Source organism: Shewanella sp. WE21 (assembly GCF_002966515.1).
Taxonomy (GTDB): Bacteria; Pseudomonadota; Gammaproteobacteria; order Enterobacterales; family Shewanellaceae; genus Shewanella; species Shewanella oncorhynchi.
The window spans coordinates 3275134-3287554 of sequence record NZ_CP023019.1; the positions used below are offsets into that span (position 1 = coordinate 3275134).

Here is a 12421-nt window from a genome sequence, read left to right on the forward strand (position 1 = left end):
ACTGTATACCCACACATTGTTAGTCGCTTTACGGTAGGACCAAACATTAGGTAAATAGATAAGATTTTGTAGAGCAATTCATTCGTCAGTTTTCGATTCACTAAATGAATGCTAGCAAGCTTTGGGGCAGAAGTGAGTTAAATCAACCTGTAGGTTCTTATTGCATGCGATGATCGTCATCTTAAAAAACCTCTGGTGCAACAAGAAGCTTTTCCTCTCTAATTTTTTCCAACGCTTCAATGATGAATGATGAATGATGAATGATGTCATTACTAATTTTTGAGTTGGTTCTGGTCGCTGCCACATATCACACCCTCGCATTAAGTCATTAATCACGCGCTAATAGGCTCGCCCTTGCCACCATATTAACACTAACGTTTGCGCGCACACGTTGAGCATACGCATCAGCTTATCCATTGTGGAAAATTTTCCCCGAAAAAAAATTTATGCGAAAAAAGCACTCATCCCCACCACACCTTGGGGCTCTTTGTGTGACGTTTTTGCCATTAAGGAATGTTTGCCAATAGGGCTTTAGCCCTTGTAGCTGTAAGGCTTGCGCGATCTCTTTATTAGATCCTTAGTAGCACAAATGGCAATTAAGGCGCGTTAATTGCCATTCTCGAACCAGCTTAATGTTTTTTAAGTTTTTGATATTTAATAGGTAAAAAAATTTTTCTAAAATTTATCGCTAAAAATAATGCGATCTTTTGAAAATCAGCAACCTTAAGATAATGCCAATAAATTCAAAAGAATAGATACGTAAATCAAGCTATCCCTAATGGCACTCCGTGCCATTAGGGATCCTTTTATTGATAGAGTGGATAGATTAAAAACTGACCGCAAAAAAGTTCTTAAGACAAAAAAATACCACCATTAATTGATGGTGGTATCTCGGTCTTGCAGGCGAAATTATTCAGGCAAAACTTTGCAGTATTTCTCATAAAAGCGTTTATTCTTATATGAAACTTCTGTGCTTACTTCAAATCCATTGAGAATTTTACCAAATGTATCTTCATCAAAGTCAGCGTGAATAATAAAAGATCCATCATTTAAGGCATTGACAATCTTTTCGGCGCTAAAAATGTCTGCTTTACGGTAATACACATAGCTGTCATGTTTTACGAATTCATGATCACCCGCTTTCAGTATACAAGATTGGTCATGTGGTATAACGGGGGTTATTGATGTGATGTTTACTGCTAACACGGCGTAACCACCTATGCTGGGGTATATAACCGGATCATTGCATATAACGTGTAAATGATTACAACTGCCAGAAGGGATTAAAAGGCTCCCTTTTCGGTAAGGATGGCTCTGCGTCACTGTATAATGCTTCTCGCGTCGCTAAGCTCATTCATTGATTTGCTAAAGCTAATTAAGGCTGCAGTCTTACTTTTATCACATGTCGCGTAGATAATTTTTTCAAGTGATATTGGTGCTGAAGAGCCTTTAGGATCTATCCATTCTTTGCAATTATCATGAGTGTAGTCAACCAGTTCCCAGCGGGTAAGATGTTTAAACTTATTGAAAATTGATTCAATAATTGCCAGTTCTGCATCACTTAGTTCGTCCCAATCATCTCTATCTGGATTGGTTAGATTTGACGAAACTTCATAGTTAGCACATCCACTAATAAACTTGTTCCATCCGTCACTTTCCATTCTGGAACCGCCAGTGATCAGATTGTATGTTAGTGATAAAACAGGACCGTGAGGCATTGACACAAAATTGTCACCACTCATAGAGTCACCCCAACGACTCACTGCTTCACGCTCAGCTAAGTATAATATTTTGATAAGCTTCAGATAAGACATTTTCTGCCCATTCAAGTGCAGAATAAACGCAGACATTTGAGCAACTTTAATCTCAGAAAACATAATCATCACCCTCCTATCGCAATTCTAGTCACTTTCAACAGACATCAAAGCCTTTCTAAGCCCGACATACACTATCCGTGAAGTATATTTACCGCTTTTAGTTGTGTAAAGCCATATGTGCAAATATAGCGGAATATGTCTAATTAACACTGATTATCACTAATTCACACTAATTTACCCGCAACACTACTTATCTGGTGTTAATTAGCGTTTACCTTATCAACAGGGTAAGATCTATTGAACCCGCACCGCATACTGCATCGCCAAGTCTGCCTTTTTGTTGAGCAGCATTAACGCCTTGCTAAAATGCTGCTGGGTTACACCAAACCTGGCATAACAACGGCTCGCCGGGAACCCTTTGACCAAATAAGCGCGCAGCGCATTTTTTTTGTTTTCGCTGGTGATACCTGTCAGCTTAAGCAGTACTTCAAATTGCTCCGCACTTTCACAACCTTGGATAAGTGTTTTCATGCTGAATACTCCATAGTTTTTCCCCTCATCTGCATTTCGGAGACGAGTTCATCGAGCGTAAGATCTCTAATTTCGTGATATCGATACGGCTTGTTACGCAGCTGGCCATCATCAACCCACCATTCGCCGCCATCGGCATCCATCACCCGACAACCATCGAACAATAACCGTTCAATGTTGGCAGGGTCAGTAATCCCCACCTGTGCAAGGTGCCTGATAATTCGGCTATCAACCTCCTCCAAAACAGGGTCTGTACAGTTATTCCTACACGTCCAAGGAGAGCCAAAAGCCGAAGGCAACAGCGACATGCTCCACTTCGGCATCGCGTCTTTGAGTTCTTTGCGGGACAGGCGGCTTTCTGCATTCATAGCCCGGTTAACCGTGAATAAGTCTTTGCGGCGCTTCTTAAGTTCTTTATAGGCGTCTCGTTCATCTTCGGTTGCTTTGCGTAGTTTCCAACGCTCGCCTCGTGTAATGATTAGCCGTTTTTCACCAAAGGCGATACCGTTAATGCCTTGCACTCGCTTAGTGGCTTCGCCGTACTGATTACCTTCCGGGGTGACTTCATAATTAAGTGAAAGTTGGGCATGTTTCATGGCTTCCTCAAAGCCTTTCCAATCTGAGCTACATGCCGCGGCCCTTGCCGCTTCAATTTCTGGGGATTGTGGCCCCACTTTTAGTCTGCGTAATTCTCGCCAAACCTGAACGGATTCAGCGCCATAAAACTGGTACTGCCTGATGCCGTATCGACTCGCCCACGCTGCAACACGCGCAGAAGCCGCCTCAATGGTTTGGCCTGACTCAAGATCAAGTTCGCCTTGGCCGTGCATATGATCGCCCGGTATGCCTTTAAGCAAATATTTAATGAAATAACCTGCAATGCCACCTTTCTGCTTCGTGATGTGTTCAATCTTAAGTCTGTGTTTTGCCGCACCCGGTTCATCGCCATCAACTTGGTAGGCATACTTAGTGATGATGTCTTTAACCGTATCCTCATCATCCGGTCTTATCACCCATGCCATATGCCAATGTGGGGTAGAGTCCTTGTGCGGCTCAGCCACCCTAAACCCTAAAAATGGGATTTTTCGGTAGCTAAGCGCAGAGCGCATTTTGGCAAAGGTTTCGACTAAGTGTTTCTGGGCTTTTTTGGCGTTGCCGATATCCCACTTGAGCGAGATTGAATGAAATTTACTGGGGCAGGTGAGGGTTACGGCTAGAGATATCATGCCAGCTGCGTCCGCTATTTCTTCTAAGCCTCGATTGCGAACAATAAGTTCGGTCACACGGTTTGCAGGGTTAGCGTTACCCGCCATAGCGGCTTCGATTAATGGAAGAATTACACCGTCATCGTTTTCAATTATGGTGCTTTCTAGCCATTGCAAAGCTGTTCGTTGTTGTGACTGCCATTCGCTAAAGCATTCATCACTGATGAAGGGGGTTTTCTTGGTAACTAAGCCAACGCTTAGGCATAGGTGTTCGCAACACTGATCGCGTAGTTTTAAAAGTTTTTTGCCCCACCATTTGGCGCAGGTCATGCGCAATATGGCACATTCGGCGGCTTCATCAATATGATCACGATGTGCTGCGTTCCAGTACGGCGGTACGATTCCCCACGTTTTGCAGATTTCAGCAGCAGCGTCATATGCCTCAAAATAAGCCATGTCACTTGGCGCGCCAGATGCAAAGGCTTTCACTTGCACCATGCAAGCGTCAGCAAGTTGAGCAGCTAGTTGGGTGAGTTCGGTAGATTTGCGATGTCTCAATATCCGAAAAGCACTAAAGGGTGAGGCCGTCACTAATGAGCGAGCTTCAGGATCTATTTCGGTGTTATCACTATCATCAAGTTCTTGTTCTGGGCGCTTGATGAATTTCATGCCCGAAACTTGATGGAAAGGGTACTTATGCCAGACCACTAATAACTGTTCAATGGTTTTGCGTAAATATGCTAGTCCACCCATGGTGCCGTTATGTTTAAAGGCTTTGTCGTATTTGTTTTGAATGAAATTGCGGACGTGAAAAGATAGCGGGGCCAGCATTTCAAAGCCTTTTGCTGCGGTAAAATATTCTGACTTGTAGTCAAATATCGGCTGATATAAGCGGGTGGTATCTACTCGCTCACGAACAACTGCCTTATCATCTTGCCATAAGTCGGCAGCGGGTTGTGCCACAGTCTCGTGAGTAAACGTGGCTAATAGTGCATCCGTTAACGGCGTTGGCAAATGCTGCAAACGCCGTTTGAAGGGAAATGGATTAGAAGAGGTTCGCAAACTCATTGAGGGTTACAGTTCCCACTCGTTGTCTTACTGAAGTTGCTATGTGGAGTAACGGTTGAAACGTGACTAGCTGCCACAAAAACCTCGAACGGCTCCTTAATCGTTCTAGCGATTTTTTTAGCCAATAACACCTCGCCACAGCCAAGCGACTGCCAATAAAGACAATCTAGCGCGCCAAATACCTCGGCTAATCTGATTAAACTCAGCTCAGTTGGGTCCTCGTGATGCTCCCGAAACCGAGTCGGCAGGTCTTCCCGACGAGAGCGAAAGTGCCTGAGTAAATGCGCAAACAAATGTGATTTAGCCATTACTCAGCCGCCATCTTTAGTATTAGCTCGCGGGTAAGCTGGCAGTCATATAGCGCACGGTGCGCCGTTCCTTCGAGCGTAATCCCTTGCTGCTTAGCTGCATTAACTAGCGAGTGCCACTTAAAATCACCGTGTCCGTGGTTCCAATCGCCTTTGAATTGGGCGTAGGCCAGCATTGCGCAGTGAAAATCATGTGTAAGATTTAGCGTGTAATTAGTGAAATAAGCAGCTGATGAAAATAGCATTTTTTTATCAAACGCAGCGTTATAAGCAATAACCATCCGGCCTTGTAAGATGCTCGCAATGCTGTCGGCAATCTCAATAAACAACGGTGCATCTTCAACCATTTCATTATTGATGCCGTGAATCGCGGTTGTTTCAGGTGGGATACCGCCTAATTTTACTGGTCTAACAAGGGTATTTAGCAGTATCAAACCGGAGTGTGCTTCGATAATGCTGATTTCAACAATTTCACTACCCCAATCAAGGCCAGTGGTTTCAGTGTCAAAAATTACTGCATCATTATCAAGCCAGTACTGTGCTGCAGTTCTTGAGGCTAATTTGTATTGAGTTAAGCCTGAGCTTTCTGGCTGTTTCATGCTGTTGGTTCCTCAGTTGTTTCGGTTAAGTTTTCGCGAACTTCTTTGATGCAATTAGGGCATGCGGCACTGCAGGTTTCATTGTCAGTTTCGTAGCTGTGCCAACCCTGTGCCGACACCATAGAGACGGCGTCGCTAACCGTGATTTCAGCTTCTCTTGACTCTATTCGCAGCTCTTTACCACATGTAAAACAAGTGACGACATAAAGCGCAGTGATGCGGATTTCTGATAATTCAATATTGGCTAATTTCATATATCCCCCTGCTTTTAGTGTTCAGCCTCGACCATCATTTCTTCATGTAGCCGCTCAAGCTCATCGCCAAGCTCGCTACACGCGTGGTATAGAAAGGAATCGCCCAGCACCAATAGCGCAACACGTTCAAGTCCCTGCGCCATACCGCGATAACGTGCTGCACTGATGGGATTTGCTTCCGCAAGCGCATCACCATGGCGGGTATGCACATCCACCATTAGGCGGCGCATGCTGCTGTGGTAATGATTGTTAAGGTCGAAATTAAATTGGTTCATAAAGGCATTAGCCTCCTGCGCTGTGGTAAGCGCCGACAAAATTAGGGCGGGTGCTTGAATTAAAGGGGGAGTTACTGCTATGCTTCTTGTCATCATTTGGTGTGTCCTCATTAAGTGATATAGGCCATAACTGTTAGCGCGGTTATGGCTTTGTTTTTTCTGCTTTTTCTTTCTTACTTCCAAAATACTTCTTGCGTAATTCACTTATTAAAAACCGATTACGGTCTCTTTTTTTTTGGCTAAATTCTGAAAATGCTGGGACGTGTACCCAGTCGGGCACTTCAATTGTGGTGCCTGGTATGTGGCGGTAACTCATATGTCCTCCCGTTTTGCATTCACGTCCTTGTCCTTAATCGTTCGGTTATATTGAATATTTCTTATTTGGCGTGATGACATTCCAACCAGCAGCATCCAGTGACGACAGAACCATTTGCGCTTGATTCACATAAATCAGCTTGCTGCCATCAATGCGCATGGTTGGCAAAAATCCTGATGCGGCTTGGTGTTGAACAGCTTTTAGGGTTTGGTCAGTTCGACGGGCGTAGGCGCTTAACGTCAGTGGCAACATATCAGGCTGCAAAATCACCGTTTTGCGGCCGGCATCTACTTGTGTTTCTTCTGGTTTCTTCAACATTTTCATGTATCCTCAGCAGGTTTAGCCCTATCTGGGGCTAGGCGGGTTTTATGGAGTGCCATCCATTTGGTTGGTACTTTACCTACCATTCGGTTGGAGATCAATATGAATTTTGGTGAAAGATTGAAATATGTGATTCAGGAGGAAGGAATGTCACAAAGACAATTTGCTGAAGAGATGGACATGTCTCTTGTTGCTATTGAGCGATACATAAGTGGGAAGCGTGAACCTGCCAGTAAGTTTTTTGTAAAGTTTTCAGAAAGTAAGGTATTTAATAAGTATCTTGTCTGGCTACTTTCAGGAAATGTTGAGCCGGGTGTAGGGCAAGTTTGCCCGGTTTTCTCAACTCAAAACACGCAAGAAACCTTACAATCTGTAGGGAAAAAGGCTTAATTATTGCGGCTACAGCGTTTTATCGCTGGGGCAAGCAAGGGGGTTATTATGTCAATTAAGACAACCCCTAACGGTTATATGGTCGATGTACGTCCGCAAGGGCGAAATGGTAAACGCTACCGCAAGTCATTTAAGACTAAAGCGGAAGCGCAGCAATATGAACGCTGGGTGGTTTCAACTCGAAATAGCAATGATTGGGTTGATAAGCCGCGTGATAGCAGAACACTCTCAGAGCTTATTGAGTCGTGGTACTCGCGACACGGGCAATATTTGAAAAGTGGCGATCGGGATTTTAGGCGCTTAAAGCGTATTGATAAATTGCTTAATTACCTGAAGGTATATCAATTTGGCAAAGCCCAGTGGTTGGACTACCGCCATCAACTAACGGCTAATGGAACGAGTGCCAACACAATTAACCGTGACCAAATGCTATTAAGCAGCGTGTTCACTGTAGCAATTAAAGCCGATGACTTTCAGGGCGAAAATCCTCTTAAAGGGTTAACGAAGATGAAGGTTAAGCCAAGAGAAATGGGGTTTTTATCTATTGATGAGGTAAGAACCTTGCTGAACAATTTAGACGGTGACTCGCTTAAAGTGGCGAAAGTTTGCATTGACACTGGTGCACGTTGGAGTGAAGCAGCCAACTTAAGAGGCAGTCAACTCGCAAATGGGAGAGTGACGTTCGTGGATACCAAGAACGGTAAAAATCGCACGATCCCAATTACGGCTGAATTGTTCAAAGAATTGTATACAGGTAAGAGCGGCAAGCTGTTTGATGTGTCGTACCTTGAGTTTCGACAGATTATCCAGAGTTTAGGTTTTGAACTACCAAAATGGCAGGCGGCGCATGTCCTACGGCATACTTACGCTAGTCATTTCGTGATGAACGGGGGGAATATTTTGACATTACAAAAAATCCTTGGTCACAGTACAATTGAGCAAACGATGGCCTATGCGCATTTAGCGCCAGACCACTTGCAAGACGCTGTCACCTTTAGGCCAATGTCCATAATTTGACCAAAATAGGTGGTTTTTGGCGGTTTCCTGCGGTAAGGAAATCGCCTTAAATCGTTGAAATGTAAGATAAGCAGCTGATTTTAAATAACATAAAAAAGCACCACTTGGTGGCCTTTTTTGTTGTACTATCTGCTGTATATTTTTTTAATCCAAGATACTGACGCTAATTCCTCCATGAAATTTTTTGTCATTGCACTCATAGTGCTACTCGGTGTACTGCAATTCCGTCTTTGGTCGGGAGGTAATAGTCTTCCTGAATATTTCGTTCTGCAAAAACAAATTGCCGCCCAGCAAGAAGGTAACGCCAAACTCAATGAGCGTAACCAAGTGCTGAAGGAAGAAATCATCGATCTGAAAAGTGGTACAGAAGCCATCGAAGAGCGCGCACGCAACGAACTTGGCATGGTTAAAGAAGGCGAGACCTTCTATCGCGTCGTGGGTGGTGAGCGCTCGGTATCGAGTCCATCTCAGTAATATGGAGTTAGGATGACAGAGCTAGGACATTTAGATCTTGGATTAAATGAACAATCCAATCCCGATAGTCAATCTGATCTGGTAACACAAATTGAATTGCAGCGCCAAGCTGAGCATGTCACTCAAGCTGTGGTTGCCATCGTTCCTGCTGCGGGCATAGGTAGCCGTATGGGCGCCGACAGACCTAAGCAATATCTTGAGGTGTGCGGCCAGAGTATTCTTGCTCATACCTTAGATAAGCTCTTGTCCCATCCGCACATTTCTCAAGTGATCGTTGCCTTACATTCGAACGATACTATCTTCGATACCTTGCCACAGGCCGTGCACCCTAAATTGATTACAGTAATAGGTGGCGGTGAGCGCGCTGATTCTGTGTTGGCGGCGCTGCAAATTGCGCCCGAGCACAGTTGGGCCTTAGTGCATGATGCGGCAAGACCTTGTTTAACCGCGACGGATATCGACAAGTTACTCGCATCCAGAGTGCAATTCCCCCAAGGCGCTATTTTGGCTATGCCTGTGCGCGATACCATGAAGCGCGCGAATAAACAGGGTGAAATCAGTGCCACTGTGTGCCGCGATAATTTATGGCATGCATTGACGCCGCAGTTATTTCCAGCGCAGCAATTAAAACATTACCTCAATGCGGCTCTGGCTGCAGGTGCGGTAGTCACAGATGAGGCTTCGGCGATGGAATGGGCGGGGATATCACCCGGACTCGTTTCGGGCCGTGCTGATAATATAAAAGTAACGCATCCCGACGATTTAGGGCTAGCCGAACTGTTTTTGATGCGTGCCGTTAAATAGTCATAATCAAAGTAAAATAATACGTTAGGAATATTAAATGAAAATCCGTATCGGCCATGGTTTCGATGTGCATAAATTTGGTGCGGCGCGGCCACTTATCCTTTGTGGCGTGGAAGTACCCTATGAAACAGGCCTAGTCGCACATTCAGATGGTGATGTGGTACTGCATGCGATTTCCGATGCCATCCTCGGTGCTTTAGCGCTCGGTGACATAGGCAAACATTTCCCCGATACCGATGCCGCCTATAAGGGTGCCGATAGCCGCGTATTGCTGCGTCATTGCTATGCTTTAGCGAGGGAGAAAGGCTTTGTGCTGGGTAATCTTGACGTCACTATCATAGCCCAAGCTCCTAAAATGGCACCGCACATAGAGGCAATGCGCCAGATATTAGCCGCCGATTTAACCGCGGAACTTGACGATATTAATGTCAAAGCGACCACGACTGAACAGCTTGGATTTACCGGGCGTAAAGAAGGTATTGCGGTAGAAGCCGTGGTACTTATGGCCCGCAAACACGATTAACTTAAGAGTAAAAAAGTCCCATGAGCGAATTACATTATCTGTATGGTAAGCCTTTAGGTACAGCAGATCTAAGAACCCAAAATAGCGATTTTATCGTGAAAGAGATTTTGCCTTTTAGCCCGACGGGTGAAGGTGAACATCATATGCTGCATGTACGCAAAGAAGGGCTAAATACAGTACAAGTCGCTGAAATGATCGCTAAGTTCGCTAAGGTGCATCCAAAGGAAGTCACCTACGCTGGGCAAAAAGATAAAAATGCCATCACAGAACAGTGGTTCGGGGTGCGTATTCCAGGTAAAGAAACGCCTACTTGGAAGGAGCTCAATAGCGATCGTTTGACCATATTGTCGAGCAGCCGCCACAGCAAGAAACTGCGAATTGGTGCCTTAGTCGGTAACCGCTTTATTCTTACCCTGAGAAATGTCACCCAAGTGGAAGACATTATCATTCGTATCGAAAAGGTCGCTCAAGTGGGCGTGCCCAATTACTTTGGTGAGCAGCGCTTTGGTCATGATGGCAAAAACTTAGTGTTTGGTCGCCAAATGATGGCGGGTAAAAAAGTGAAAGACAGAAATAAGCGCAGCATGTATTTGTCTGCCGTGCGCTCAAATCTGTTTAACACTGTAGTGTCGTACCGATTAGCCAACCATGGCACTAAGCCTTTAGCGGGTGATTGTGTGATGTTAGCGGGCAGCAAAAGCTTCTTTGTTACGCCTGAATGGGATCTCATCGTATTGAAGCGTCTGATTGAAAAAGACATTCAACTTTCTGCACCATTGTGGGGGCGCGGCATGATGTTACCCCAAGGTGAAGCTGCTGCGGTGGAAACCTTAGCCATGAGTGAGTTAGCTGACGATTGCTATGGTTTAGAGCACGCCGGATTAGAGCAAGAACGCCGTCCGTTACTGCTTGAGCCCCAAGGCCTTAAATACGAACAAACCGCCGATGGCTTAGTGCTGGAGTTTGTGTTGCCTGCGGGCAGTTTTGCAACATCGTTATTGAGAGAGTTGGTTAATTATCAAGATGTTAAAGAGCAGCAATGGCAAGCTACATTGGTGCAGGAGCCTGCGCCTGAGGTAATTAACGCTAACGTAGTGGCTAACATTGATACTGTTAAGACTGAAGCAGAGTCATGATCCGTATCCTTGTTAGCAATGACGATGGGATTAATGCTCCAGGTATCAAAGCCTTATCTGAGGCTTTGGCTGAAATTGCGACTGTGCTGACTGTGGGGCCGGATCGAAATTGCTCTGGTGCGAGCAACTCATTAACCTTGACTAATCCATTAAGAATTAATAGGTTAGATAATGGCTATATTTCCGTTCACGGTACACCGACAGATTGCGTCCATTTGGCTATCCGAGAATTATGTGATGGCGAACCTGATATGGTGGTGTCTGGCATCAATGCGGGGGCAAATATGGGTGATGACACCTTATATTCGGGGACGGTTGCCGCCGCGATGGAAGGACGCTTTTTAGGTTTTCCTGCAATAGCGATTTCGCTTAATGGCCGTAAATTCGAACATTATCAATCGGCGGCTGTTTATGCTCGGCGGATAGTTCAAGGTTTGTTGGCCCAGCCTTTGGCAAAAGATCAGATCTTAAATGTGAATGTGCCTGACTTGCCACTTGATCAAATTAAAGGGATCAAAGTGACTCGCCTCGGCGCTCGTCATAAGGCCGAAGGCATAGTGCGAACGCAAGATCCTGCCGGACGTGAAATCTTCTGGCTTGGTCCACCAGGACAAGAGCAGGATGCCACAGAGGGCACTGATTTTCATGCTATCGCCAATGGCTATGTTTCAATTACGCCCTTGACGGTTGACTTAACCGCCTACGGACAACTAACGGCATTGCAAAATTGGGTAGATAAAATATGACTCGAGTTGCCTTAACATCGGCGGTGAATTTAGCTAAAAAGCTTCAAGATGCGGGGATCCGTAATCAAGCCGTGTTAAAGGCGATATCGCATACGCCGCGAGAAATGTTTCTCGATAATGCGCTAGCCCATAAAGCCTATGAAAATACGGCTTTGCCAATTGGACAAGGGCAAACCATTTCGCAGCCTTATATCGTTGCCCGTATGAGCGAACTCTTACTGCACAAGATGCCACAGCGAGTGCTAGAAGTGGGGACGGGATCGGGCTATCAGGCAGCCATTTTGGCTCAATTGGTGCCTCAGCTTTGTACTATCGAACGGATCAAAGGTTTACAAATTCAGGCAAGACAGCGTTTAAAACGATTAGATTTGCATAATGTGTCGTTCAAATATGGTGATGGTTGGTTGGGATGGGCTAATCGTAGTCCGTTCGATGCCATTATGGTGACTGCGGCGGCGGCGACTATACCAGAAGCTTTGCTGTCTCAATTGGCTGATGGAGGGGTGTTAGTCTTACCTGTGGGAGAGGATACTCAACAATTGATGCGTATTACGCGCACTGCTGACCGCTTTAGTTCTGAAACCATTGAAACGGTTAAATTTGTACCTTTAATTAATGGAGAGTTAGCTTAACCTTG

The 12421-nt window shown here is 45.1% G+C and carries 18 protein-coding genes; 8 read left to right on the forward strand and 10 right to left on the reverse strand.

Annotation, left to right across the window (positions count from 1 at the left end; all coding sequences use genetic code 11):
* Positions 1 to 181: 181 nt before the first annotated feature.
* The 10 genes from CKQ84_RS24145 to CKQ84_RS14375 all read right to left on the reverse strand — a co-directional run bounded on the left by CKQ84_RS24145 (position 182) and on the right by CKQ84_RS14375 (position 6691).
* Positions 182 to 304 (reverse strand): hypothetical protein, encoded by a 123-nt coding sequence (locus tag CKQ84_RS24145; protein ID WP_301553930.1) that lies wholly within the window; start codon positions 302 to 304, stop codon positions 182 to 184.
* Between the two features lie 605 nt (positions 305 to 909).
* Positions 910 to 1206: a hypothetical protein gene (locus CKQ84_RS14335; RefSeq protein WP_216822556.1), complete on the reverse strand. Its 297-nt coding sequence runs from the start codon at positions 1204 to 1206 to the stop codon at positions 910 to 912.
* A 113-nt stretch (positions 1207 to 1319) separates the two neighbouring features.
* A complete protein-coding gene (locus CKQ84_RS14340; protein ID WP_105251797.1) occupies positions 1320 to 1883 on the reverse strand; it encodes a Panacea domain-containing protein in 564 nt (187 codons plus the stop codon).
* Between the two features lie 228 nt (positions 1884 to 2111).
* Positions 2112 to 2348 carry a PapB/FocB family fimbrial expression transcriptional regulator gene (locus CKQ84_RS14345; protein WP_105251798.1) on the reverse strand — a complete coding sequence of 79 codons (237 nt, stop codon included), beginning with the start codon at positions 2346 to 2348 and terminating at the stop codon, positions 2112 to 2114.
* Entirely contained in the window at positions 2345 to 4621 is a 2277-nt protein-coding gene (locus tag CKQ84_RS14350; protein ID WP_105251799.1) for a replication endonuclease, read from the reverse strand. The genes CKQ84_RS14345 and CKQ84_RS14350 overlap by 4 nt, the downstream gene beginning before the upstream one ends.
* Before the next feature lie 307 nt (positions 4622 to 4928).
* Positions 4929 to 5528: a 3'-5' exonuclease gene (locus CKQ84_RS14360; protein ID WP_105251801.1), complete on the reverse strand. Its 600-nt coding sequence runs from the start codon at positions 5526 to 5528 to the stop codon at positions 4929 to 4931.
* Positions 5525 to 5782 carry a hypothetical protein gene (locus tag CKQ84_RS14365; RefSeq protein WP_105251802.1) on the reverse strand — a complete coding sequence of 86 codons (258 nt, stop codon included), beginning with the start codon at positions 5780 to 5782 and terminating at the stop codon, positions 5525 to 5527. Before CKQ84_RS14365 ends, CKQ84_RS14360 begins: the two co-directional genes overlap by 4 nt.
* Positions 5783 to 5796: 14 nt before the next feature.
* A complete protein-coding gene (locus CKQ84_RS14370; RefSeq protein ID WP_254053104.1) occupies positions 5797 to 6057 on the reverse strand; it encodes a hypothetical protein in 261 nt (86 codons plus the stop codon).
* Positions 6058 to 6199: 142 nt separating this feature from the next.
* The gene (locus CKQ84_RS23775) at positions 6200 to 6373 is read right to left on the reverse strand and encodes a hypothetical protein (RefSeq protein ID WP_158683062.1); all 174 of its coding nucleotides are present in this window, start codon (positions 6371 to 6373) and stop codon (positions 6200 to 6202) included.
* A 45-nt stretch (positions 6374 to 6418) separates the two neighbouring features.
* Positions 6419 to 6691: a hypothetical protein gene (locus CKQ84_RS14375; protein WP_105251804.1), complete on the reverse strand. Its 273-nt coding sequence runs from the start codon at positions 6689 to 6691 to the stop codon at positions 6419 to 6421.
* 105 nt (positions 6692 to 6796) lie between these two features.
* Between CKQ84_RS14375 and CKQ84_RS14380 the strand changes: the two genes are divergently transcribed.
* The 8 genes from CKQ84_RS14380 (at position 6797) to CKQ84_RS14415 (ending at position 12416) form a co-directional block, all read left to right on the forward strand.
* Positions 6797 to 7084 carry a helix-turn-helix transcriptional regulator gene (locus CKQ84_RS14380; RefSeq protein ID WP_105251805.1) on the forward strand — a complete coding sequence of 96 codons (288 nt, stop codon included), beginning with the start codon at positions 6797 to 6799 and terminating at the stop codon, positions 7082 to 7084.
* A gap of 48 nt (positions 7085 to 7132) precedes the next feature.
* A complete protein-coding gene (locus tag CKQ84_RS14385; RefSeq protein WP_105251806.1) occupies positions 7133 to 8101 on the forward strand; it encodes a tyrosine-type recombinase/integrase in 969 nt (322 codons plus the stop codon).
* A gap of 174 nt (positions 8102 to 8275) precedes the next feature.
* Positions 8276 to 8575 (forward strand): cell division protein FtsB, encoded by a 300-nt coding sequence (gene ftsB, locus CKQ84_RS14390; protein WP_105253074.1) that lies wholly within the window; start codon positions 8276 to 8278, stop codon positions 8573 to 8575.
* Positions 8576 to 8587: 12 nt separating this feature from the next.
* A complete protein-coding gene (gene ispD, locus CKQ84_RS14395; protein WP_173913192.1) occupies positions 8588 to 9379 on the forward strand; it encodes a 2-C-methyl-D-erythritol 4-phosphate cytidylyltransferase in 792 nt (263 codons plus the stop codon).
* Between the two features lie 37 nt (positions 9380 to 9416).
* The gene (gene ispF / locus CKQ84_RS14400) at positions 9417 to 9902 is read left to right on the forward strand and encodes a 2-C-methyl-D-erythritol 2,4-cyclodiphosphate synthase (RefSeq protein ID WP_028761366.1); all 486 of its coding nucleotides are present in this window, start codon (positions 9417 to 9419) and stop codon (positions 9900 to 9902) included.
* Between the two features lie 20 nt (positions 9903 to 9922).
* A complete protein-coding gene (gene truD / locus CKQ84_RS14405) occupies positions 9923 to 11038 on the forward strand; it encodes a tRNA pseudouridine(13) synthase TruD (RefSeq protein ID WP_105251807.1) in 1116 nt (371 codons plus the stop codon).
* Positions 11035 to 11784, forward strand: coding sequence for a 5'/3'-nucleotidase SurE (gene surE / locus CKQ84_RS14410; RefSeq protein ID WP_105251808.1), 750 nt, complete (start codon positions 11035 to 11037; stop codon positions 11782 to 11784). The genes truD and surE overlap by 4 nt, the downstream gene beginning before the upstream one ends.
* Positions 11781 to 12416: a protein-L-isoaspartate(D-aspartate) O-methyltransferase gene (locus tag CKQ84_RS14415; RefSeq protein WP_028761363.1), complete on the forward strand. Its 636-nt coding sequence runs from the start codon at positions 11781 to 11783 to the stop codon at positions 12414 to 12416. The genes surE and CKQ84_RS14415 overlap by 4 nt, the downstream gene beginning before the upstream one ends.
* The last annotated feature ends 5 nt before the right edge of the window (positions 12417 to 12421 follow it).